The 21917-nt window shown below is 69.8% G+C and carries 22 protein-coding genes; 8 read left to right on the top strand and 14 right to left on the bottom strand.

The window, feature by feature from the left end; all coding sequences use genetic code 11:
• Nucleotides 1-6: 6 nt before the first annotated feature.
• The gene (locus IE173_RS05725) at nt 7-435 is read right to left on the bottom strand and encodes a cupin domain-containing protein (protein ID WP_191282384.1); all 429 of its coding nucleotides are present in this window, start codon (nt 433-435) and stop codon (nt 7-9) included.
• A gap of 34 nt (nt 436-469) precedes the next feature.
• Here IE173_RS05725 and IE173_RS05720 point away from each other — a divergent pair, with 34 nt between their 5' ends.
• The 3 genes from IE173_RS05720 (at nt 470) to IE173_RS05710 (ending at nt 2847) form a co-directional block, all read left to right on the top strand.
• Nucleotides 470-850, top strand: a complete 381-nt coding sequence (locus tag IE173_RS05720) for a hypothetical protein (RefSeq protein ID WP_191282383.1) — start codon at nt 470-472, stop codon at nt 848-850.
• Nucleotides 851-937: 87 nt separating this feature from the next.
• A complete protein-coding gene (locus IE173_RS05715) occupies nt 938-2380 on the top strand; it encodes an HNH endonuclease signature motif containing protein (protein WP_191282382.1) in 1443 nt (480 codons plus the stop codon).
• Nucleotides 2377-2847, top strand: coding sequence for a VanZ family protein (locus tag IE173_RS05710; protein WP_191282381.1), 471 nt, complete (start codon nt 2377-2379; stop codon nt 2845-2847). Before IE173_RS05715 ends, IE173_RS05710 begins: the two co-directional genes overlap by 4 nt.
• 30 nt (nt 2848-2877) lie before the next feature.
• On the opposite strand, the gene IE173_RS05705 is transcribed toward IE173_RS05710, so the two are convergent.
• From IE173_RS05705 to IE173_RS05680, 6 genes are all read right to left on the bottom strand, one after another.
• Nucleotides 2878-3255 carry a hypothetical protein gene (locus IE173_RS05705; protein WP_191282380.1) on the bottom strand — a complete coding sequence of 126 codons (378 nt, stop codon included), beginning with the start codon at nt 3253-3255 and terminating at the stop codon, nt 2878-2880.
• Between the two features lie 138 nt (nt 3256-3393).
• Nucleotides 3394-4158 carry a hypothetical protein gene (locus IE173_RS05700; protein ID WP_191282379.1) on the bottom strand — a complete coding sequence of 255 codons (765 nt, stop codon included), beginning with the start codon at nt 4156-4158 and terminating at the stop codon, nt 3394-3396.
• Nucleotides 4155-5795 carry an N-6 DNA methylase gene (locus IE173_RS05695; RefSeq protein WP_191282378.1) on the bottom strand — a complete coding sequence of 547 codons (1641 nt, stop codon included), beginning with the start codon at nt 5793-5795 and terminating at the stop codon, nt 4155-4157. Before IE173_RS05695 ends, IE173_RS05700 begins: the two co-directional genes overlap by 4 nt.
• An 85-nt stretch (nt 5796-5880) precedes the next feature.
• Complete coding sequence (locus tag IE173_RS05690; protein WP_191282377.1) at nt 5881-6573, bottom strand: histidine phosphatase family protein; 693 nt, start codon at nt 6571-6573, stop codon at nt 5881-5883.
• 53 nt (nt 6574-6626) lie between these two features.
• Nucleotides 6627-7664 (bottom strand): DUF2510 domain-containing protein, encoded by a 1038-nt coding sequence (locus tag IE173_RS05685; RefSeq protein ID WP_191282376.1) that lies wholly within the window; start codon nt 7662-7664, stop codon nt 6627-6629.
• A 145-nt stretch (nt 7665-7809) separates the two neighbouring features.
• Entirely contained in the window at nt 7810-9111 is a 1302-nt protein-coding gene (locus IE173_RS05680; protein ID WP_191282375.1) for a DUF2510 domain-containing protein, read from the bottom strand.
• Nucleotides 9112-9261: 150 nt separating this feature from the next.
• On the opposite strand from IE173_RS05680, the gene IE173_RS05675 reads away from it, so the two are divergent.
• Entirely contained in the window at nt 9262-11763 is a 2502-nt protein-coding gene (locus IE173_RS05675; protein ID WP_191282374.1) for a DEAD/DEAH box helicase, read from the top strand.
• A gap of 75 nt (nt 11764-11838) precedes the next feature.
• On the opposite strand, the gene IE173_RS05670 is transcribed toward IE173_RS05675, so the two are convergent.
• Complete coding sequence (locus IE173_RS05670; RefSeq protein WP_191282373.1) at nt 11839-12144, bottom strand: hypothetical protein; 306 nt, start codon at nt 12142-12144, stop codon at nt 11839-11841.
• A gap of 147 nt (nt 12145-12291) precedes the next feature.
• Here IE173_RS05670 and IE173_RS05665 point away from each other — a divergent pair, with 147 nt between their 5' ends.
• The 3 genes from IE173_RS05665 to IE173_RS05655 are packed head-to-tail and all read left to right on the top strand — an operon-like array spanning nt 12292 to nt 15416.
• Nucleotides 12292-13023 carry a ZIP family metal transporter gene (locus IE173_RS05665; RefSeq protein ID WP_191282372.1) on the top strand — a complete coding sequence of 244 codons (732 nt, stop codon included), beginning with the start codon at nt 12292-12294 and terminating at the stop codon, nt 13021-13023.
• 55 nt (nt 13024-13078) lie between these two features.
• Nucleotides 13079-14590, top strand: a complete 1512-nt coding sequence (locus IE173_RS05660; protein ID WP_191282371.1) for an aspartate ammonia-lyase — start codon at nt 13079-13081, stop codon at nt 14588-14590.
• Nucleotides 14583-15416, top strand: coding sequence for a CPBP family intramembrane glutamic endopeptidase (locus tag IE173_RS05655; RefSeq protein ID WP_229841906.1), 834 nt, complete (start codon nt 14583-14585; stop codon nt 15414-15416). Before IE173_RS05660 ends, IE173_RS05655 begins: the two co-directional genes overlap by 8 nt.
• A 111-nt stretch (nt 15417-15527) precedes the next feature.
• On the opposite strand, the gene IE173_RS05650 is transcribed toward IE173_RS05655, so the two are convergent.
• Entirely contained in the window at nt 15528-15701 is a 174-nt protein-coding gene (locus IE173_RS05650) for a hypothetical protein (RefSeq protein ID WP_191282370.1), read from the bottom strand.
• The gene (locus IE173_RS05645) at nt 15691-18180 is read right to left on the bottom strand and encodes an ATP-dependent DNA ligase (RefSeq protein ID WP_229841905.1); all 2490 of its coding nucleotides are present in this window, start codon (nt 18178-18180) and stop codon (nt 15691-15693) included. The genes IE173_RS05650 and IE173_RS05645 overlap by 11 nt, the downstream gene beginning before the upstream one ends.
• A 37-nt stretch (nt 18181-18217) precedes the next feature.
• On the opposite strand from IE173_RS05645, the gene ku reads away from it, so the two are divergent.
• Nucleotides 18218-19057 (top strand): non-homologous end joining protein Ku, encoded by an 840-nt coding sequence (gene ku, locus IE173_RS05640; RefSeq protein WP_191282368.1) that lies wholly within the window; start codon nt 18218-18220, stop codon nt 19055-19057.
• Between the two features lie 6 nt (nt 19058-19063).
• On the opposite strand, the gene IE173_RS05635 is transcribed toward ku, so the two are convergent.
• The 4 genes from IE173_RS05635 to IE173_RS05620 all read right to left on the bottom strand — a co-directional run bounded on the left by IE173_RS05635 (nt 19064) and on the right by IE173_RS05620 (nt 21881).
• Nucleotides 19064-19804, bottom strand: a complete 741-nt coding sequence (locus IE173_RS05635) for an FAD-binding oxidoreductase (protein ID WP_191282367.1) — start codon at nt 19802-19804, stop codon at nt 19064-19066.
• A gap of 22 nt (nt 19805-19826) precedes the next feature.
• The gene (locus tag IE173_RS05630) at nt 19827-20417 is read right to left on the bottom strand and encodes a molybdopterin-dependent oxidoreductase (RefSeq protein WP_191282366.1); all 591 of its coding nucleotides are present in this window, start codon (nt 20415-20417) and stop codon (nt 19827-19829) included.
• A 64-nt stretch (nt 20418-20481) separates the two neighbouring features.
• Nucleotides 20482-21423 (bottom strand): YihY/virulence factor BrkB family protein, encoded by a 942-nt coding sequence (locus IE173_RS05625; protein WP_191282365.1) that lies wholly within the window; start codon nt 21421-21423, stop codon nt 20482-20484.
• Nucleotides 21420-21881, bottom strand: a complete 462-nt coding sequence (locus IE173_RS05620; RefSeq protein ID WP_191282364.1) for a DUF6328 family protein — start codon at nt 21879-21881, stop codon at nt 21420-21422. The genes IE173_RS05625 and IE173_RS05620 overlap by 4 nt, the downstream gene beginning before the upstream one ends.
• Nucleotides 21882-21917: the final 36 nt, after the last annotated feature.

Here is a 21917-nt window from a genome sequence, read left to right as displayed (position 1 = left end):
GGAGCGCTACCAGGGTGACGGGCGCTCCTCGTCGCGGGTGGCATCCGACGGGAACGTCTCCAACTCGGTGCCGCCCGCGCGGATGCACAACCAGGTGAGCGGCTCGGGGCTGTCGGGAACCGCGCGCCACGTGCGCATCACGCCCTGACCGACGCGGATGGCGGTGCCGGGGCCTACCGGAACCACCTCGTCATCCAGCCCCATCTCGCCGCGGCCGGTGAGGAAGACGTACAACTCCTCGAGGTGGGCGTGCGAGTGCCAGTAGCCGGCCTCCTCGCCGGGGATGAACGAGTTCGCCGTCAGCCCGATGTACTGCATGTCGACCTCGTGATCGACCACGCGGCGACCATCGCGGGATGTCGTCGCCCGAAAGCCGCCGTAATGGTTGCGCCACTCGTCGATGGCGCCGAGCTCGATGCGTTGGTAGTCGGTCATCTCTCGATCTTGCACCCGCGCGTACCGTGGGTGCATGCCCGTACTGCCCGACTTTCTGCCCGCGGATCTGTGGGCGACGATCGTGCTGGCGGCATCCAGCGTTCTGCTCGGCTTCGGGTTGCCGCTCGCCGCGGGGCTCGCCGTGCTCGGGCTCGTGCGCGGGTTCCTCGAGGAGCGGTGGCGGGAGTTCGTGGTCGGGCTGCTGCTCGTCGTCGCGGTGGTCGCGGCGGGAGTGGCGTTGCGGATGTGGGGGGCCGGGTTGGCGGCGGAGCTCGCGGCGGCGAATACGACGGCTGCGGTGGTGTTCACCGCGGTCACGCCGCCGGGGGTCGTGCTCGGGGTGCTGCTCGTCGTCGTCGGGTTGGTGCGGCGGTATGTGGGGCGTTCTGCGCGGTCTGCGCGGGGTTCGCGCTGAGTCCTCCACAGGGTCTCGTCGTGCGACTTCTTGTACTTTCGAAAGTTTGTTCGGGTTGGGAGAATGGAGTCCGGAAGGATTTCAGTCATGACCTCGACCTCAGCACTCGCCACCGCCGTTGCGGTGCTGCGTGATGTGCCGCGGTCGGTTTCGTCGTGCCGGGCGGCATCGGATGCGTCGGTGATGGAGTGGCTGCGGCTCGCGGGCGAGGCGAAAGCGCTGGCGGATGCGCACCTGGCGCTCGCGGCGGGGGAGTTGAGGCGGAGGTCGTCGCCGGAGTTGGGCGGGGCGGGGTTGGCGCGTCGGGAAGGCGCTCGCACCCCCGAAGAGCTGCTCAAGGTCGTGAGCGGGGTGACGGGTCGGGATGCCGTGGTCGCCTTGCGAGTCGGGCGGCTGGCGCAGTCCGACGACGCGGTGCCGGGCGATGAACGGTCTGGCGATCGGGTGCTCGGCGACCGGGTCGTCGAGGGGTCGGTGTCGGTGCAGGCGGCCGAGGCGATCCGGGCGGGGCTCGATGGGGCGGCTGCGGATCCGGTGCTGGTGGCCGAGGCGACCGAGTTGCTGTGCGACGAAGCGCCGAACCTCGACCCCGACCGGCTACTCAAGCGCGCGCGGGAAGTGCGCGACGAGATCGATGAAGCCGGGATCGCGTCCCGGGAGGCGGTGTTGCGCGGGCGGCGGTCATTGCGGCGGCTGGATCTGCGCGACGGGATGAAGCGCCTCATCTGGGATTACGACCCGCTCACCGCCGGGGTGGTCGATGAGGTGTACGACCGGGCGACGTCGCCTCGGCGGGGTGGTCCGCGGTTCGTCGATGCGGAGTCTGAGCGTCGCGCGGAAGCGTTGGAGCGGGATGAGCGCACGACCGAGCAGATCGCGTCGGATGCGTTCACCGAGTTGCTGCGGCAATCCGCCGGGCTCGACCCTTCGGTGCTGCTGGGTCGAGGGATGCCGGCGGTGCGGGTGCTGGTGTCGGCATCCGACCTGGCTGCGGGTGTCGGGCACGGGGTGATCGAAGGGTCGAACGAAGCCGTCTCGATCGGTACGGTGCAGGCGCTGGCATGTGCGAATGGCACCCAGCCGGCGCTGCTGGATTCCCTGGGCAATGTACTCGACCTGGGGCGAGAACAACGGCTGTTCTCGCGTCATCAGCGGGTCGCGCTGGCGATCCGGGACGGCGGATGCCTCTGGCACGGCTGCGAACGGCCGCCCTCCTGGTGTGAGGCGCATCACATCGACCACTACGCCGACGGCGGATGCACCGACCTCGACCGGGGCGTGCTGCTCTGCCGGCATCACCACCTGAAACTGCACAACGAGGGCTGGCAGATCCGCCGACGAGAGGGACGGTCCTGGTTGCACCCGCCCCCGGATCGACCTCGGCCCCCAGAGCTGCTCGTCACCAAGTCGCGGGCGATCCGGGAGCATCAGGTTCGGCAGCGCGGTTCGGTGCCGGGTCCGGCTCTGCGGTCGACTCCGGGCCGGCTCCCAGCGGGCACCGAGCATCAGGCGTCGAAGATCAGAAGATGACCCGACGCTCCCTGCCGTTCGCCGCCCTCGCGGCGGTGTACCTCGGAGTGATCGGAATGATCACCCTCGGGCCCACGCTCTGGCGCACGCTGCCGAACCGGGGCGACTACGACGTGTTGTCGCCGAGCGTCTGGATCGCCCCCGAGACGTGGGTGCGACTCGGATCCCCCGAGTTCGTCGCCAACATTCTGCTGTTCGTGCCTCTCGGGCTGCTGGTGCGGCTCGCCGTGCCGCGTGCCGGATGGGTGGGTGCCGTCGTCGCCGGCGGGGCGGTGTCGATCGCGATCGAAGTGCTGCAGATGTGGTCACCGCGAGTGTCCGACCCGCGCGACGTCGTCGCCAACACCCTCGGAGCGGCCGCGGGAGCGCTGATCGGGGTCGTCGTGTCAGCCGTCGCGCGACGCACGCAACGCAGCCTCGCTCGACCCGAGCTTGTGCTCGCCGCCGAGCGACCGCCGGCGGGCTGAGGTCGCGGTCGGAAGGCCGGTGGCGCTGCTTCAGAGCACCTCGGGTCCGGCGGCGTGCCACGCCCCCGGAGCGGGGGTTGAGCCGTCATCGGAATCCTCGGGGGCGAGCGGGGGTGGCTCCATCGGCTCACCCGGAACGTTCGGCTCCACCGGGTACGGCTCCACCGGGTTGGGTTCACCCGGATAGGGCTCGGCGGGAACGGTCGACGGGGCGTCGGGGCCGGGCGTGTTCGGGCTGGGCGCCTCCGGCGCACCGGGAATCCCCGGCTCGATCGGACCGCCGGGAGGGGCGATCGACGCGTCCGCAGAGAGCCCGTCCGCGGAGACACCGTCCGCGGACAGCCCGTCCGCGGAGAACACGGCGAAGTCGTCGCCCGGCGGCACATAGCCCATGCTGTGACGTCCCATATCGTTCATTCCTTCCGGGAATCCCTCGTCGGCGCCTCTCGAGGGCGGGGGAGTCCTCACCCCAGCACACCCAAAGAACGGTGCGGGTGAAAGGGGGGTGACACGCGCCGCTCGACCCGGTAAGGTCCGGCCTTCGAGTCAGCCGGCGGTGATGCGATCCACCGCGGCACTGAACTGCGCCTCGGTGAGCGTTCCGGCATCCCGCAGCTTCGCGAGTTCGACGATCTCGGTCGCCAGCGAACGCTGCGGCGGCACCGCGTCGACGAACAGCTTCGACAGCCGGGGGAACCGCTGCGGCTCAAGCAGCGACTTCACGTAGTCCATCCACGGGTCGTCGCGGCCGGTCTTCGGGTTCACCGGCATGCGGATCGGCGCCACACATTCCGGGTGCTCTTCGGCGTGACGCAGGGCGTCGCGCAGCGGCAACAGGGTGTGGTCGTCCTTCTGCTGCACCGCGGCGGCGACGTCGGGATGGAAGTCCGGGTGTGCGAACGTGAGCCCCGGCAGCGCGGGGGAGAGCAGGATGACGCCCTCGGTGAACCCGCGGCCCGCACCGCTCATGCCGTTCGTCAGCCGGAAGCCGCTCGCCTTCGTCGTGTTCTTCACGCTCCACAGTCCGCGCACCTGATCGCGCAGCGACTGCAGATCGAAACCGTCGGCGTTGTGGCCACCCGGCACCGACAGGATGCCGGCCTGGTACGCCGCAGCCGCGATGATCCACTCGACCGCCGCACCCGACCCGAAACGGTTGGCCCGATCGGTGGGGTCGATGCGGTTCACGTTCGCACGGAGTGCGGCCTCGAGCTCCTCGCGGAGGTTGTCGTCGGCGACCAGGCGGTCGCGCAGGGTGTCGAATTCGGGGGAACCGCTCGTGGATCCGGCCGGCCAGAGCGGGAGCTTCATGATCCGGAGGCTCTCGCGGGGGGATGGGCGGGAGGTTGCTCGGGGCTGGGGTTTCGAGACGTGTCGCCTTCGGTGGCGCTCCTCAACCCGCGAGAGGGCGCCGGGACGCTCAAGTGGGAGTTGGCGTGGGTGGCGAGGAGGTCGTCGACGTCGTCGGGGGCGACCGCCTGGTCGAGCAGCCGGAGGAGGCGCCACGGGTGCTTGACGTTCTCGTTGGGGCGTCCGGCGTTGCGTTTGACGACGACGTTCTCGCGTTCCGACGCCTCGAGGGCCGCGACCAAGCCGGCGTCGGCATCCCCGATCGGCACCGGCACCGACATGAGAATCGAGCGCGAGACGGTGATTCCGCCTTCGTAGGCCCGCCACCACCAGTAGGCGAGCGACGAGTTGAGCACGATCGCGGCACGATCCCGGGACGCTTCGGTTGCGAAGTACAGCCGGTGCACGTGGCCGCGGTCGAGCACCCGTTTCACGGCCGAGAGGAAGTAACGCGGGGTCACCGGAACGTCGAGCGGGTACGCCGTCGGCCCGGGCACGACAAGATCGCGCACCGTGGTGTCGCACTCCAGCATCGCGCGGTGCAGCCGCACGAGCGCCGCCCCGACCTTCGGAAAGGCCCGGTCGGCGTCGGGCTGCAGCTCGGTGAGGAAGTCGTCGGCCGCCGCGAACAGGTCGGCGCGCTGGTGGGCGCGCCAGCGCAGCAGCGGGGTGATGCGGTGGCGTCGGGGCGCACCGGAGTCGCCCATCAGACCGACGAGCACGGCGGCTCGGGTCGAGTTCACCCTGTTGGTGTTCTGCGACCCGAACTTCACCCCGCGGAACACGTTGTCGGGCACGTTGTCGAAGCAGTAGACATCCATCGTCTCCAGCTGCCGCACGAGCAACCGGCGCAGCCCCGCGAACTTGCGGCCCGAGGTGAAGCTCTGCGGCGTGATCGCGACGATGCCGCGGCGGCCGAGGGTGATCATCCGCTCCAGGAAGTAGGCGTACAGGTCACGCGATTCCGCCGCGGCGAACCGGTCGTCACGCGGCACGACCACGTAGGGCGGGTTCATGAGGGCGTAGTCGAACTCCGGCAGGTCGTCGCTGAGCGCGTCGGCCACCCGCGACCGCGCGTGGAGGGCCCGATACTGGGCGCCGTCGAGCCCGAACTCGGTGGCGAGCAGCGCGCGGGCGATGGTGAGGGCGAGGGGGTCACGATCGACGAGCACGAGTCGTTCGGCGAGAAACCGCGCGGAGTCGGGCTGCTCGTGCGCGAGCCAGTAGGAGAGGTTGCCGATGCCGCAGCACGGGTCGATCCAGGTGCCGTCGGGAAGCGCCGCCGCGCGGGTGGCGAGAAAGCGGGCGACGTCGTCGGGGGTGAAGAACTGGCCGCTCGACTTGCGGCTGGAGCGATCGACGTAGGCGAGCGAGAACTCGTAGAGCACGTTGATCTCGCTGATCGTGAGACCGTCGATGAGGTCGTCGGTCACCTCGCGGCCGCGCTCGGGCAGGTCGCCCAGGATCGCCGTCATCCCCGGCCCGGCGACACGGGTGACGTGCGCCGCGACCAGCGAGTGCCAGAACGTCTCGACGCCGAGGTGGTCGATGCCTTCGGCGACGAGCTCCGCGCGTGCGTGGAGGATCCGGCGGGTCACAGTTGAGAGGGTAGGCGCCACCGCCGACGTGACGCGGGATGCGCGCCGCGGGCTGAGCAGTCGCGGGTTCAGTGGTCGCGCGGGCTCAGCGGTCGCGCGGGTCGTCGAGCGCTTCGTCGAGCGCGTCGCCCGTGGGGTCGTCGGCGGTCGGATCGGCGAGCTGTGCGCCGCCCACGGGAACCCCGCCCCACGACAGCGCCGTCCAGCCGGCCTCGGGCGACCCGTCGACGACGACGATGCCGGTGTTGTCGAGGTGGTTGTCGGCGGTGAACCCGTCGCCGAGGTTGCGCACGCGCGCACCCGTCCAGACGCGGATGGCGGCGCCGTGGCTGACCACGACGACGGTCGCATCGACGGGATGCTCGGCGGCGACCTGCGCGATGGCGCCGTCGAAGCGCGCGAAGAAGGCGTGGCCGTCGGGTCCGCCGGGCATCACCGGGCTGGGGTCGCCCGACCCCCAGGCGAATACCGTCGTCATGTAGGTGCGCACTGCGTCGTGGTCGCTGCGGCCCTCGACGTCGCCGGCCTCGATCTCGTGGGTTCCGTCGAGTTCGACCGGGGTGAGGCCGAGTGCCGCGGCGAGCGGCGCCGCGGTCTCGTGGGTGCGCAGCAGTTTCGACACGTAGATCGCCGCGATCGACTCGTGCCCGAGCGCCTCGACGACCGCGTGCGCCTGCCGGGTGCCGAGCTCGGTGAGCCCCGGGCCGGGCGCGGCGGTGTCGAGGATGCCGCGCACGTTGGCGGGCGTCTGACCGTGACGGACGAAGAGGATGCGCATGACCCGCTCAGCCTAGAGCCGGCAGCCGACGCGGTGGCTGGGAAGGGCGAGTGCTACCGCAGGGCGAGGGCGTACGAGAAGTCGCCGTCCTCGGTGTCGATGCTCACCCAGACCAGCTTCTCGCCGCCGTCGGGCCCCACGCCGTTGCAGCTGTAGAGCGAACCCAGTTCGAGGCTTTCGACGAACACCGGGCACGAGACAGAGGCGAGCTTGCCGCTGCCGACGAGGTCGGCCTGCACGGTCTGCTGGATCTCGAGCGCCTTGGTCACCGGCACCGCGTATCCGGTCAGATACGCCGCCGTCGGCGCGCCGACCGCGATCACGGTGAGCACGAGCAGCAACGCGAGGGGGCCCGAGCCCGGAACCCGCACGCGCCGGCCGATCAGGTAGATCAGCGGCCCGAGGAGGGCGAGCGCGGGACTCGCCGGCCGGAAGTCGTTCTGCCGGAGCTTGCGGGCATCCGTCGCGGCCCAGATCAGGGTGAGCAGCGACGGCACCAGCGCGACCGCGGCGACGACGGGGATGCCCGCGACACTCGGTTCGGGCATGACGTAGAAGGCGAGATACGCGGCGGTCGCCGCGGCCGCGAGGGTGAGCAGCGGCCAGAGCGCGATGAACCACGCGGATGCCGTGTTGCTGCTCGGCTCCTCGTAGACCGGTTCGGGCTCGGCGTTCCAGGGCCGGTAGTCCGAGCCGGTCGAGGCGCCACCGTGGCTGGCCGCACCGTGGTCGGCGGCCCCGAGGCTGGCCGCACCGTGGCCGGCGGCCCGCATGATGATCTCGTTCTCGGCGGTGCTGATGCCGTACTGGCGCTCCAGTTCGCGCGCCTCGGCGATGCGCGCGAGCGTCTCGGGCGTCGCGGTCGAGCCGGTGGCGGTCGTGACCTGCTCCTGGGCGGTGTAGCCGTCGCCATACCGGCCGCTGCCGTAGTCGCCGTACGCGGGAGTCGTCGGTTGCGCGACCGGGGCCGGGGTGGGCTTGATCGCGGTGTGCTCGGTCCACGCGAGACCGTTCCACCAGCGCACGTGAGCATTCGAGGCCGGGTCTTCATACCAGCCTGCAGGCACAACGCGGGTCGCCTGGTCGGTCAAGCCGTACTCCTTCGGGCCGGGAACGTCGGGGGACGAAAGCGAAGGCGATGCAGGTGCGGTGGTACTCGGTGGTGCAGGGGTGTAGCCAGTCTAGGGACAGCGGCTGTGGGTCTCATCACCCCGTTCGGGTGTGTCCAGAGCAGGATCAGGAACCCATTGCGAAGGCGCCCCAGCTGTCGACGCGCCAGTCGATCCACCCGTTGGAGCGCTGCAGGCTGACGAGCACGTCGAAGGTGTCACCGTCTTCGTTCGTCGCCGCGCAGCTGAACGACTGCTGCAGCAGCAACGGGGGAGTCTCGGGGCAGTCCACCTGCAGTTCGGTGCCGAACGAGCGGGCGTCGGCCTGCACGGAGCGCTCGGCCTCCTCCGAGAAGAAGGAGGGCGAGAGTTCCATCACCAGACCGGGCACGGCGACGACAGCGCCCGCCGTGAACAGTCCGAGGGTGAAGAAGGTGAGCACGGGGCCGAAGCCGGTGCCGGTTTCGCGCACCGTCGCGACGAGCCGCGCGACGAGATACACCGGCGCCCCGAAGAGAGCCCAGGCCCACGGGGCCGGGGCGTCCATGCCACCGCGCTCCAGCATCCGGTAGTCGATGATCGCGAGCACGATGCCGGCGATCCACGGCACCCCGAGCACGATGGCGGCGTTGACGTAGGCGAACGAGGCCTGCACTCCGCTGAGCAGCAGGATCATGCCGACCAGCAGCATGTAGACCGGGATCAGGGTGAGCAGCCAGGCCGGAACGGTGCTCGTCTGCGCGGCGTGGGCCATCCGCACCCGGTGGCTGCCGTGCGCACGGCTCGATTCGGGCTGGGGCTCGGCCGGGTAGTCGGGGATGAAGGTCGTCGTCGACGAGCTCGCGTGCGCGAACGCCGACCGCGGGATCGACGTCTCACCGAGGAGGTCTTCGTGGCTTTCGTCGAGGTCGTACCGCATCGAACGCGGGGCGTCGGCGATGCCGGCCCCGCGGGCGTAGCGTACGGCCGGGGACGGTTCGGCGTCGCTGCTGCTGCCGGGTGCCGGTGCCTCGAGCTGCGGGAGCGGGTCGCCGAAGCGGGCGCTGTCGCCGGTGAGGTCGTGCACGATGTCGTCGTCGTGGGCGAGGCGTTCCGCTTCGCGGAGGGCGCGTCGTGACGGTAGTTCGGTCACGCCCGTCGCCGGCTCGACGAGGTCGTGCACCGGGTCGGCGGAGTCGATGAAGTCGGCGAGGTCGGCGGGGTCGACGAAGTCGTCGGCGAAGGCCAGCCGGGGCTTGGCCGGTTCGGCCCAGTTCGGCTGCACCGGCTGCGCGGCCATCGTCTGCGCGGTCATGTGTTCGGCGACCATCGGCTGGCGCGCGTCGGAGGTGTGCTCGGTCCAGGCGTGGTTGTCCCACCACCGCAGCTGCGGAAGCCCGAGCGGGTCCGGGTACCAGCCCGCGGGGACGCGGACGTCGTCGTCTGCCACGACAGCACGCTCCTCACGCCCTACGACCCTGCAGAACGCAGGATTCCCAGCTGATTCTAAGGCGCAGGGGCGATTCGGGGGTACCCGTGCGCTCCACCCCGAGGTGGGGACACGGCGGCCCCATCCCGGGGGACAGGGCAGACTCGACTCATGCCGCCTCTCGTGTCGTCGCCGAAGACGGCGCTCGTCGCCGCTCTTCCGGCGCCATGGGATGCGGATGCCTTCGTGCAGGCGTTCGACGACTGGGCCCGGTCGCGTGGGTTGCGGCTCTATCCGGCGCAGGAGGAGGCGGTGCTGGAGCTCGTGCTCGACCGTCACCTGGTGCTCTCCACCCCGACGGGAACGGGCAAGTCGCTGGTCGCGATCGCCGCGCACGCGGCCGCGCTCGCGCAGGGTCAGCGCTCCTTCTACACCGCCCCCCTGAAGGCGCTGGTGAGCGAGAAGTTCTTCGCCCTCGTCGAGGTGTTCGGCCCCGAGAACGTCGGCATGGTGACCGGCGACTCGAGCGTCAACCCGGATGCGCCGATCATCTGCTGCACGGCCGAGATCCTCGCGAACCTCGCGCTGCGCGAGGGTGCGGAGACGAACGTGGACGTGGTCATCGCCGACGAGTTCCACTTCTACGCCGATCCGCAGCGCGGCTGGGCCTGGCAGGTGCCGCTGCTGGTGTTGAACCGGGCGCGGTTCGTGCTCATGTCGGCGACGCTCGGCGACCTGACCGACATCTCGACCGACCTGGAGCGTCGCACCGGGATCGAGGTGGCGCACGTCACCGGCGTCGAGCGGCCCGTGCCGCTGCACTACCGCTACGTGACGACGCCGGTGCACGAGACGGTCGAGTCGCTGCTGGAAGAGAGGCTCGCGCCGGTGTACATCGTGCACTTCGCCCAGGCCGCCGCGGTCGAGCGGGCGCAGGCGCTGCTCTCGGCGCGGGTCGCGACGCGCGAGCAGCGTGACCGGATCGCCGAGGAGATCGGCGGCTTCCGGTTCTCGCCCGGCTTCGGGTCGACCCTGTCGAAGCTGGTGCGGGCGGGCATCGGGGTGCATCACGCCGGGATGCTGCCGAAGTACCGCCGGCTCGTCGAGCAGTTGGCGCAACTCGGCATGTTGCGGGTCATCTGCGGCACCGACACCCTCGGCGTCGGCATCAACGTGCCGATCCGCACCGTGCTGCTGACGGCGCTCACGAAGTTCGACGGCGTGAAGATGCGGCAGCTCTCGGCACGCGAGTTCCACCAGATCGCCGGGCGCGCCGGGCGGGCCGGGCACGACGTCGCAGGGGATGTCGTCGCCGAGGCTCCCGAACACGAGATCGAGAACCAGATCGCCGCGAAGAAGGCCGAGGCGAAGGGCAAGAAGGGGGGCCCGAAGAAGCGCGCCCCCGAGGGCTTCGTCTCCTGGGGTCCGGCGTCGTTCGAGCGGCTGATCGCCGCGGAACCCGAGACGCTCACGTCATCCATGCAGATCACCGCGGCGATGCTCATCAACGTCATCGGGCGGGAGGGCGGTGATCCCTTCGAGAACGTTCGCGCCCTCGTGTTCGACAACCACGAGCCGCCGGAGCTGCAGCGGGAGCTGGCCCGGCGGGCGCTGGGCATCTACCGCACGCTGAAGGCGGCCGGCGTCGTCGAGCTGCGCGACGGCATCCCGAAGCTCACCGTCGACCTGCAACCGAACTTCGCGCTCAACCAGCCGCTGTCGCCGTTCGCGCTCGCCGCCTTCGAGTTGCTGGATCTCGAGCAGCCCACGTACGCGCTCGACATGATCAGCATCATCGAGTCCACCCTCGACGACCCGCGGCCGATCCTGTCGCAGCAGCAGTTCAAGGCCCGCGGCGAGGCGGTCGCGGCGATGAAGGCCGACGGCATCGAGTACGACGAGCGCATGGAGTTGCTCGAGACGGTCACCTGGCCCAAGCCGCTCGACGAGCTGCTCGAGCAGGCCTTCGAGACCTTCGCGGCATCCCAGCCCTGGGTGCGCGACTTCGAGCTCTCCCCGAAGTCAGTCGTGCGCGACCTCTACGAGCGGGCGATGTCGTTCTCGGACTACGTCGCGTTCTACCAGCTGGGCCGCAGCGAAGGGCTCGTGCTGCGCTACCTCTCCGACGCCTACCGGGCGGCGCGGCAGACGATCCCCGATGAACTCAAGACCGACGAGTTGCAGGATCTCATCGAGTGGCTCGGCGAACTGGTGCGGCAGGTCGACTCGAGCCTGCTCGACGAGTGGGCCGCGCTACAGAACCCGGCCGAACTCGTCGCCGGGGAGAAGCCGGTTCTGCCGCCGGCGCCGACGAGCGTCGTCACCAACCGCCGCGCGTTCCTGGTGCTCGTGCGGAACGCCCTGTGGCGGCGGGTGCAGGCCGCAGCGCTGCAGCGCGACGACGAACTGCTCGCCCTCGACCCGGGGGTGCCGTGGGCCGAGGCGCTCGACGCCTACTACGCGGAACACGACGAGATCGGCACCGGGCCCGACGCCCGCAGCGTCGCGCGACTCGTCATCGACGAAGAGCCCGACCGCTGGGTGGTGCGTCAGATCCTCGACGACCCCGCCGGGCATCACGACTGGGGCATCACCGCCGAAGTCGACCTCGCGGCGTCAGCCGAAGAAGGTGTCGCGGTCGTGCGGGTGCTCGCGGTCGGTCGGCTGGACTGACGTCGGCGTCGGAGTCGGTCTGCGCGTGGTCGCAGCCGATTCCCCGGCAGTGCGCCCCGCTGGTGACCGGTGGCATCAGAGTTCCTCGTCGGTGTAGAGCGGCCGGGCGCGCGCGGCCCGGGCGAGTTCCCGGTCCTCTTCGTGGCTCGCCGCCCGTGCCGTACGGATCGCCTCGACGATCCAGCTCACCGCCGGGATCACGCTGACCAGCGCCGCGAGTGCGCCGAGGGCGGCGAACGTGATGGCGACGATCGGGATGCCGCCGTTGCAGGGCCCCTCGTCGCAGCCCGCCGTGATCGTCACATCGACGACCGCGAAGCTGATGGCTGCGACGATGATCGCGGTTAACGCGACCACGCCCAGCACCCGTGACGAGTGCATCGGATTCTGACCCTCTCGATCGCGACCCCCTCGCGATTGCTGTCGACATTAGAGCGGTGAGCGGCGCTCGGATAAGCCCCGCTTCGGGGGCTCCCCTTTCGGGTCGCACCCCTTCGCGGCGTGGCCGCCAGGTGCGACACTGGCGGCATGGATGCCGTCATCGGTGCGCTGACGGCCGCAGGGAGCGGGCTGGTCGCCGGGTCGATCCTGCTGCTCGGTGCCGCGGTCGCGTGGCTGGTCCGGGTGCCGCAGGCGATCGTCGCCGGCATCACCGCGTTCGGGGCCGGGGTGCTCATCGCGGCCCTCGCCTATGAACTCGTCGCGGAGGCGCACGCCGACGGAGGGCTCTGGCCGACCGTGCTCGGTTTCGTGCTCGGCGCGATCATCTATGTCGCGGCGGCCGAAGTCGTCGACGCGCGAGGGCGTCGGGGGAGCGGCAACCGGAAACGCGGAGGACTCGCGCTCCTCATCGGCGCGCTCGTCGACGGCATCCCGGAGTCGGTCGTGCTCGGCACCACCGTCGCCGCCACCGGGGGCCTCAGCCTGCCGATCCTGCTCGCGATCGCGATCGCGAACCTCCCGGAGGGGTTGGCGAGTGCGGCGGGGATGAAGGATGCCGGACGCCCGGCGCGGTACGTCTTCGGAGTCTGGGGCGCGGTCGTGGTCGTGTCGGGCGTGGCGTCGCTGCTCGGCTACCTCCTGCTGCGTGACGCGCCCGCGGAATTGATCGCGTTCATCACGACCATCGCCGCGGGGGGCATGCTCGCGATGGTCTGCAACACGATGATCCCGACGGCGTTCGCCCGGGATCGGGCGGCGACCGGCCTGCTCGCGACCCTCGGTTTCCTGGCGGCGTTCATCCTGTCCCACCTGGGCTGAAACTCGAGACGCATCGCTCTCCCCTTATCCCAGGAGCGCGCCTAGGCTCACTGCTATGCAGGGAACCACGCCTGTCCAACCGACGACCGGTCCCGAGCTCGCCACAAGCGTGCTGACCGGCGGCGGACCCACCAGAACCGAGACCGACTCGCTGGGATCGATGCAGATCCCCGCCGATGTCTATTGGGGCATCCATACCGCGCGAGCGTTGGTGAACTTCCCGATCTCGCGACGCGCGATCTCGAACTACCCCAGCCTGCTGCGAGCCCTCGCCTTCGTGAAACAGGCGTCGGCTCGCGCCAACCGCGAGATCGGCGTGCTCGATCCGGCGAAAGCCGACATCATCGACGCCGCCTGTGCCCGCATCGTCGCGGGCGAATTCCACGACCAGTTCGTCGTCGGAGTCATCCAGGGCGGCGCCGGCACGAGCACCAACATGAACGCCAACGAGGTGATCGCCAACATCGGGCTCGAGATGATGGGTCACGGGCGCGGCGAGTACGAGCACCTCAGCCCGATCGACGACGTCAACCGGTCGCAGTCGACCAACGACGTCTACCCGACGGCCATCAAGCTGGCGATGGTCTTCGGCATCCAGAAACTGCTCGTCGAGCATCGCCTGCTCACCCAGGCCTTCGCGGCGAAGGGCGTCGAGTTCGCGCACATCCTCAAGGTGGGTCGCACCCAGTTGCAGGACGCCGTGCCGATGACGCTCGGCCAGGAGTTCCGCGGCTTCGCCCGCACCCTCACCGAAGACTTCGACCGGCTCTCGGAAGTGATTCCCTGGCTCAACGAGATCAACATGGGCGCGACCGCGATCGGCACCGGCATCACCGCCGACCCGCGGTACGCGGAGGCGGTGCGCCGCCACCTCGAGGAACTCAGCGGCATGCCGCAGGAGACGGCGCCCGACCTCATCGAGGCGACCGCCGACGCGGGCATCTTCATGACCGCCTCGGGCACCCTCAAGCGCGCCGCGGTGAAGTTGTCGAAGATCTGCAACGACCTGCGGCTGCTGTCGTCGGGCCCGCAGGCGGGGCTCGGCGAGATCTTCCTGCCGGCCCGTCAGGCGGGGTCGTCGATCATGCCCGGCAAGGTCAACCCCGTCATCCCCGAGGTGGTCAACCAGGTGGCGTTCGCCGTCATCGGTGCGGATGCCACGGTCACCGCCGCGGCGGAGGCCGGCCAGCTGCAGCTCAACGCCTTCGAACCGGTGATCGCCCACAGCATCCTGCAGTCGCTGGACTGGATGACGCACGCCTGCACGACGCTGCGGGTGAACTGCATCGAAGGCATCGAGGCGAACACGGTGCGGCTGCACGAACAGGTCGGCATGAGCGTCGGCGTCGTCACCGCCCTCACCCCGTACATCGGCTACGCGGCGGCGGCGACCCTCGCGCACACGGCGCTCACCACGAGCGCCTCGATCGCCGAACTTGTCGTCGAGCAGGGTCTGATGTCGGCCGAGGAGGTGCGCCGGGTGCTGTCGCCCGAGCGGCTGTCGGGCATGGTGCCGACGACCGGCGCGATCACCCTGCCGAAGTTCGAAGAGCCGCCGGTTGAGTAGCCCGCGTAGCGGGCGTATCGAAACCCTGCGCGCGTCGGACTCGAGCTGGAGTCTGCTCCCCGCCATCGGGGTGTCGCTGTCGGCGTTCTTCCTGTTCGGGCTGCAATTCCACGCGGTCGGCGTTCCGCTGCTCGCGGCGTCGCTGATCGCCGCGATGCTGCTCGATCGCGAGCTCGGCAAAGACCTCACCCTGATCGGCGTCGGCATCGGCATCGTCGCGACGACGAGCGTCGAAGCGGATGTCTCGTGGCCGTCGTTCATCCGCATCGGCACGGTGCTGGCGCTCGCGGTGCTCGTGCCGTTCGTGCTCGATCGGTTCGTGTTCCGGCGGCGGGTGATCCGGTTCCCGTGGCGGTCGCGCGAGAACAAGACGCGGCTCGAGATCGGCTACCTGCTCGCGGTGCCGGCGCTGGGCTACCTGATCCTGCCGTTCTACTTCATCCGCTCGGGCGCCTATCTCAACTGGCCGCCGCTCGAAGACACCGGTGAGCTCCTGCGCTTCTTCGTCGGGGTCAACGCGGTCGGCACCTGGGACGAGCTGTTCTTCATCTGCACGGTGCTGGTGCTGCTGCGGCGACACTTCCCGCTGTGGCAGGCCAACATCCTCACTGCCGTGATCTTCGTGTCGTTCCTCTGGGAGCTGGGCTATCGCGCGTGGGGCCCGCTGCTCACCATCCCGTTCGCGTTGCTGCAGGGCTACCTGTTCGCGAAGACCCGGTCGCTCGGCTACGTGCTGGCCGTGCATCTGGCGTTCGACGCGCTCGTCTTTCTCGCGATCGTGCACGCCCGCAACCCCTCGTGGGCGCCCATCTTCTTCCTCTACTGAGCGTGTCGCGCGGCTTCCGGGCGCCGTGAGACCTTCGCGCCGCAATCCGTGACAAATGTGACGGATTACCGGTACCGGAGCCCCGGGATTGGCGGATTAGTGCCTTCGGGGTCAGGCGGGACGGTCGTCGTCGAGCGCGAGATCGTCGTCGTCGTCGACCTCGATGCGTTCGTCGGGGTCGAGGGTCGGCGGCGGAGGTGCCTGCTCGTCGGCGGGTTCGAGCGGTTCGATCCTCTCGTCCTCGGCGTTCGGCTCGTACTCCAAGCGGTCAGGGTCACGATCCATCGGGCACCTCCCAGGTGATTTCTTCAGGGGTCTTGTCGGGCCGCCAGCCGCGCCAGGTGGGGGCGCGCAGGCGGCCGTCGGCGGTGATCTCGGCGTATTCGACCTCGCCGACGAGTTTCGGGGTGACCCACCGCGCGTCCTTCGCGTCGACGGGCGGCACCCCGACGAGCGGGCTGGTCTCGCGGCCCATCCGGTCGAGGCGGGTGCGCAGGTCGCCGAGCTCGCGGTCGGTGAATCCGCTGCCGACCCGGCCGACGTAGGCGAGTCCACCCTTTCCGGGGACGCCGACGAGCAGCGACCCGACGGTGTCGGAGCGTGCTCCGTTGCCCGGGCGCCAGCCGGCGACGACGACCTCCTGGGTGAGGGTGTGCTTCACCTTCAGCCAGTCCCGCGAACGACGTCCGAGACGATAGGGAGAGGATGCCCGCTTCGCGATCACTCCCTCGAGCCCGAGTCTGCGGCTCGTCGCGACGGCGGCGTCGAGGTCGCTGCCGGCATCCGGGGGTACCCGCACCGGGCCGACATCCCGCACCGCTTCGCGCAGCTCGCTGCGGCGTTGGGTGTACGGCCGGGCCGCGAGCGACCGCCCGTCGCGTTCCAGGATGTCGAACGCGAAGAACTGCACCTCCTGCGCCTTCCGGGCCCGCTCGACGTCGCGCGGAGAGGTGATGCCCGACCGGGTCTGCAGCAGGCCGAACGACGGCCGACCCGACGCGTCGAGGGCGACGATCTCGCCGTCGAGCACGACATCGCCCTCCACGGCGTCGGCGAGCGCCTGCAACTCGGGATACGTCGGGGTGAAGTCGAGGCCGTTGCGCGACCGCAACTCCACCGTGCCGTCGCGCACCGTCGCGATCGCGCGGTAGCCGTCCCACTTCATCTCGAACACCCAGTCGTCATCGCGAGCGAACGTGTCGAGATCGGCGAGGGTCGCGAGCATCGGATGCACGGTGCCGGCCGCATTCGTGCGCCCGCCGACGACCGACTTGCCGCGCTTCAGCCCGCGCCGCGGTTCGGCGCCGACGCGTTTCCAGGAACCCGCCGCCGAGCGCGCCTTCGACGCCGCGACGCTCTCGGGGTCGTCCCAGTCGACCGGCTGCTGGTCTTTCATGAGGTGCAGCAGCCAGTTCTTGCCGCCCTTGTCGGTCTGGATCAGCGCGAGCCGCTGCGACCCGTGCTTCTCGCCGTGGATCGTGAAGATCACCTCGTCGTCGCGCCATTTCTCGAGGTCGTACGAGCCGCGATCCCAGATGGTGACCTTGCCGGCGCCGTACTCGCCCTTGGGGATCTCACCCTCGAACTGCCCGTACTCCAGCGGGTGATCCTCGGTGTGCACCGCGAGGTGGTTCTTGCCGGCTTCCGTCGGCACCCCCCTCGGCACCGCCCACGAGACGAGCACCCCGTCACGTTCCAGGCGGAAGTCGTAGTGCAGCGCCGTCGCGTGATGCTCCTGGATGACGAAGGAGTTGCCGGGCCCCTGCACTGCACCCCCCATCGGCTCCGGCGTCTTCGCCCCGTCGCGCATCGACCGGTAGACGGCGAGCTTCTCCTCCGCCTCCGACGAGTGCCAGATCTCCCGCTCCAGGTCGGCCGCCGGGTCGCCCTTCGCGGCAACCCGCGCCAACACCTCGTGCATCTCGAGCTGCCGCAGCCCGGGGGAGAGCAGTTCGCGCCAGGTGCGCGGGGCGGCCACGGTGGGGCGCATCCTGCCCCTCAGCGAGTACGGCACGATCGTCGTCTTGTTGCCGTTGTTCTGGCTCCAGTCGAGTAGCACCTTGCCCGCGCGCAGCGTCTTCTTCATGTCGCTCACGACGAGGTCGGGATGGTCGGCTTCGAGCGCCCGCGCCAGTTCGTGCGCGACCGACGACACCTGATCGGAGGTCTGCTGTCCGTCGAGGGGCGCATACAGATGGATGCCCTTGGAGCCGCTCGTCACCGGGTACGACTCGAGCCCCATCCCGGTGAGGATCGCACGCACCGCTTTCGCGACCTCGACGCACTCGGATAGGCCAGCGCCCTCGCCCGGGTCGAGGTCGAGCACCAGCCGGTCGGGATTCTGCCGCGCTCCACCCTTGCCGAACCGCCACTGCGGAACGTGCAGTTCCAGCGCCGCCTGCTGTGCCATCCAGGCCAGTGTCGCGAGGTCGTTCACCAGGGGATAGGTGTTGACATGGTCGGAATGCTGGATGTCGCGGCGGCTGATCCACGACGGCGCGGAGTCGGGCAGGTTCTTCTCGAAGAACACCGTGCCGGGTTTCGCGCTCGTGCCGACGCCTTCGACCCAGCGCTTGCGGGTCACCGGCCGGTTGCGGGCGTGCGGGATGAGCACATCCGCGATGCGCGTGTAGTAGTCGAGCACCTCCGCCTTCGTCGTGCCCGTCTCGGGGTAGAGCACCTTGTCGAGGTTCGTCAGTTTCAGGCGGTGGCCACCGACGGAGACGATCTGCTCCGTGCCTTTCCCGCGCGCCCTGGCAACCACCTTTCCCAAGCTACCCACCGGGGGCGAGAATGGGCAGATGCGCTCCATCTGGAAGGGTTCGCTCAGCTTCGGGCTGGTCAACGTGCCCGTGAAGCTCTATTCGGCGACCGAAGACCACGACGTGTCGCTGCACCAGGTGCACGACGAGGACGGCGGGCGCATCCGGTATCAGCGCAAGTGCGAGGTGTGCGGCAAGGTCGTCGACTACGAGCACATCGCGAAGGCGTACGTCGACGGCGAGGAGACCGTCATCCTCACCGATGACGACATCGCCGCGCTGCCGGTGGAGCGCAGCAAAGACATCGACGTCGTCGAGTTCGTGCCGAACGACCAGATCGACCCGATCATGTTCGAGAAGGCCTACTACCTCGCGCCCGACTCGAAGTCGAACAAGGCCTACGTGCTGCTGCGCCGCACCCTGGAAGACTCCGACCGCACCGCGATCGTGCAGTTCGCGCTGCGGCAGAAGACCCGGCTCGCAGCTCTCCGGGTGCGGGATGACGTGCTCGTGCTTCAGACCCTGCTCTGGGAAGACGAGGTGCGCGAGGCCCGGTTCCCCGAACTGGACGAGACCCCGCGCATCTCGGCCGACGAACTCAAGATGGGCCGGCAACTGGTCGAGTCGTTCGCGAGCGACTTCACCCCCGAGAAGTTCACCGACGAGTACCAGGAACAGCTGAAGACCCTCATCGAGGCGAAACTCGAACAGGGCGACGCGCTCGACACCGAAGCCACCTTCGGGCGCGAAACCGAGGGCGGCGGCGAAGTGCTCGACCTCATGGAGGCGTTGCGTCGCTCGGTGGAATCCAAGCGGTCGGATGCCGACGAAGCTCCCAAGAAGAAGCCCGCCGCCGCGAAGAAGAAGAAGGCCGGCTGACCCTCCTCAGCCGCCGAAGCGCTCGGTGCGGATCGTGCCGGGGGAGTGGCCGAGGTCGATGAGCCACCCCGCGACCGCTTCGACGAACGGGGTGGGGCCGCACACGTAGGAGCGCTCGATCGTCGCCGCATCCGGGATGACGGCGGCCAGCGAATCCCGGGTGAGCCGGCCGGGAGCAACGGGCCACCCCGAAGGCGCGGCGCGGGTGTAGACCCGGTCGATGCGCAGACCCGCCGCGGCGAGGGCATCCAATTCGGTGGCGAAGAACTGGTCCTCCGGAGAACGCACACTCGTCAGCAGCCGGAAGTCGGCCATCCGTCCCGCGTCGGCCGCGGCGCGGGCGATCGCGTAGAGCGGCACGATTCCCGACCCGCCGCCGATGAGCTGCACCGGGCCGGTCGTCGAGCCGAAGCCGGCGGGACGCCAGACGAAGTACGCCCCGAGCGGGCCGTGCACCTCGATCTGGTCGCCGGCCCGCAACTCGTGGGTGAGGAACGGCGACACCTCGCCGGTGGGGATGTCGTCGACCGAGAGCACCACCCGCGACGACGGGCCGTATGACGCGATCGAGTACGAGCGGCTCGCCTGATACCCGTCGGGGGCGGTGAGCCGGATGTCGAGGTGCGACCCGGCGTCGTTGCCCGGCCAGCCGGGAACGTCGAGCACGATGCGGCGCGCGGTCGCGGTTTCCGGCAGCACCTCGGTGACGGTCGCAACGAGCCACGCGGGCCGGATGCGGTTTACCAACCCGCCCTCACCACTCTGCTAGCTACCAATATCGCTCTTCGGTCCAGGGGTCGCCGTGCATGTGGTACCCGTTCTGCTCCCAGAAGCCGGGCTCGTCGTCATCCATCATCACCAGGCCGCGCACCCACTTGGCGCTCTTCCAGAAGTACAGCGCGGGAACCAGCAGCCGTGCCGGGCCGCCGTGCTCGGGTTCGAGCGGCTCGCCTTCGGCCTCGTTCGCGATCCAGGCTTTGCCGCCGAGCAGATCGTCGAGCGCGACGTTCGTCGTGTAGCCGCCGTGGCTGTGCACCATGACGTAGTCGGCGCTCGTCTCGATGTTCTCGAAGATCGCGTCGAGCGGAACTCCGCGCCAGTCCATGTCGAGTTTCGTCCAGTGGGTGACGCAGTGGATGTCGACGGTCACGTCTTCGACGCCGAGGGCGAGCAGCTCGTCCCAGGTCCATGTGGTGAGGCCGGTCTCGGTGCGCACCGAGAACGACCAGTCGTCGGTGCTGACATCGGGGGTGGGGCCGGCCGAGAGCACGGGCCAGTCGGCGACCAGGGTCTGCCCGGGGGGCAGCCGCGGGTCGCGTTCCCGCCCCGCGCCCGAGAATCCGCGCGTGATGAACGACATGCGTTCACGCTAGCGCGGATCATTTTCCTTCCGCCGATCCCGCCGGGGCAGAGATTCCGTCGGGTCAGCCGTCGGCATCCTCCTGGAGCTCGCGAGCGGCGGCGATGTCGGCGCGGCGCTGGCGGCCCAGGGTGCGGATGCGCCGGGTGTCGCGCACCGGCAGGTTCAGCGAGCGGGCCACGTCTTCGCCGTTCGCGAGCTGCTTGATGCGGGTGAATTCGGCATCCAGCTCGACCCCCGCGACGAGCGCGGCATTCCCGAGATACAGCCAGAGCAGCCCGACGATCACCCCGCCGAGTGAGCCGTAGATCGCGCCGTGGTCGACGAGCGCGACGTACAGCGCGAAACCTGCGGTCGCGATGATCCAGATCAGGATGGCGACGCTCGATCCCACGGTCACCCACCGCAGACGCGGCCGGATCACGTTGGGTGCCGAGGCGTAGAGCACCGCGACGAACAGGATGGAGAACGCCAGCAGCACCGGCCAACGCAGGAACGCCCACACCGGAAGATCGCCGGGGCCGAGCAAAACGGTGACGACGACGGCGGCGAGCAGGTCGAGGACGACGGCGACGGCCAGCATCCGAGCCCGGAACGCCCAGAACGGCCGGCCTTCCTCGACGCCGTAGCTGCTGTTCACCGAGCGTCCGAATGCCGTGGCGTATCCCGAGGTCGTCCAGAGCACCAGCACGAGGGCGATGCCGAGGGCGAGGTAGGGATTGTCGAGCGCCAGCAGTTCGCGCAGCACGCCTTCGAGGTCGTGGGCGGCGCGGTCGGGCAGAACGGTGTCGAGCACGGCGACGAGATCTTCGACCGCCCGATCGCGGTCGTCGAAGATCGCGAAGACCGACACGACCGCGAGGGCCCCCGGCAGCAGCGCGAGCAGTGCGTAGAAGGTGAGGGCGGCGGCCGCGTCGATTCCGCGGTGCTGCATGAAGCCGTGCATGGCGCGGCGCACGGCGACCCGCCAACCCGCGACCCGACGGGATGCGTCGGAGGAGGTCACTCCGGCGGCCCGCGCAGGAACGACGGCAGCACCGCCCACATCGCGAGGGTGGCGGCGAGGGTGACGCCACCGGCGATGAGGGCCGCGGTGTGACCGACGACGACGTCGAAGATGAGGAAGACGGTGCCGCTCAGTGCCAGCGCGATCGCCGCGAGGGCGAGCCGCAGCAGCACATTCGCGGCCAGCACGAGCTGCGGTTTCGCGTCGCGCCGGAATAGCGCGCGGTGCAGCGCGACGGGGGAGAGGGCGAGGATGGTGGCGACCGCCGCGACGACGACGAGCGTCAGGTAGACCACGATCTGCCCGCCGTCGAGGTCGGCGAACGCCGCCTGGAACGGGATGGTCAGCAGGAACCCGAGCAGGATCTGCGTGCCGGTCTGGGTGACCCGCAGTTCCTGCAGGATCTCGTCCCAGTTGCGGGCGATCCGTTCCGACGGGGTTTCTCCGGCAGGTGCCATCCTTCGATGCTAGGCCGCGTGGTCGGCCGCGGCATC

Origin of the sequence: Pseudolysinimonas yzui (genome assembly GCF_014653215.1) — a bacterium.
Lineage (GTDB): Bacteria > Actinomycetota > Actinomycetes > Actinomycetales > Microbacteriaceae > Pseudolysinimonas_A > Pseudolysinimonas_A yzui.
This window is presented reverse-complemented; position numbering and strand designations above follow the sequence as displayed.

Excerpts from the sequence above, each read along its gene's own strand:
- IE173_RS05725 (WP_191282384.1), bottom strand. The coding sequence starts at position 435 with ATGACCGACTACCAACGCATCGAGCTCGGCGCCATCGACGAGTGGCGC.
- IE173_RS05720 (WP_191282383.1), top strand. The coding sequence starts at position 470 with ATGCCCGTACTGCCCGACTTTCTGCCCGCGGATCTGTGGGCGACGATC.
- IE173_RS05715 (WP_191282382.1), top strand. The coding sequence starts at position 938 with ATGACCTCGACCTCAGCACTCGCCACCGCCGTTGCGGTGCTGCGTGAT.
- IE173_RS05710 (WP_191282381.1), top strand. The coding sequence starts at position 2,377 with ATGACCCGACGCTCCCTGCCGTTCGCCGCCCTCGCGGCGGTGTACCTC.
- IE173_RS05705 (WP_191282380.1), bottom strand. The coding sequence starts at position 3,255 with ATGGGACGTCACAGCATGGGCTATGTGCCGCCGGGCGACGACTTCGCC.
- IE173_RS05700 (WP_191282379.1), bottom strand. The coding sequence starts at position 4,158 with ATGAAGCTCCCGCTCTGGCCGGCCGGATCCACGAGCGGTTCCCCCGAA.
- IE173_RS05690 (WP_191282377.1), bottom strand. The coding sequence starts at position 6,573 with ATGCGCATCCTCTTCGTCCGTCACGGTCAGACGCCCGCCAACGTGCGC.
- IE173_RS05675 (WP_191282374.1), top strand. The coding sequence starts at position 9,262 with ATGCCGCCTCTCGTGTCGTCGCCGAAGACGGCGCTCGTCGCCGCTCTT.
- IE173_RS05670 (WP_191282373.1), bottom strand. The coding sequence starts at position 12,144 with ATGCACTCGTCACGGGTGCTGGGCGTGGTCGCGTTAACCGCGATCATC.
- IE173_RS05665 (WP_191282372.1), top strand. The coding sequence starts at position 12,292 with ATGGATGCCGTCATCGGTGCGCTGACGGCCGCAGGGAGCGGGCTGGTC.
- IE173_RS05660 (WP_191282371.1), top strand. The coding sequence starts at position 13,079 with ATGCAGGGAACCACGCCTGTCCAACCGACGACCGGTCCCGAGCTCGCC.
- IE173_RS05650 (WP_191282370.1), bottom strand. The coding sequence starts at position 15,701 with ATGGATCGTGACCCTGACCGCTTGGAGTACGAGCCGAACGCCGAGGAC.
- ku (WP_191282368.1), top strand. The coding sequence starts at position 18,218 with ATGCGCTCCATCTGGAAGGGTTCGCTCAGCTTCGGGCTGGTCAACGTG.
- IE173_RS05630 (WP_191282366.1), bottom strand. The coding sequence starts at position 20,417 with ATGTCGTTCATCACGCGCGGATTCTCGGGCGCGGGGCGGGAACGCGAC.
- IE173_RS05620 (WP_191282364.1), bottom strand. The coding sequence starts at position 21,881 with ATGGCACCTGCCGGAGAAACCCCGTCGGAACGGATCGCCCGCAACTGG.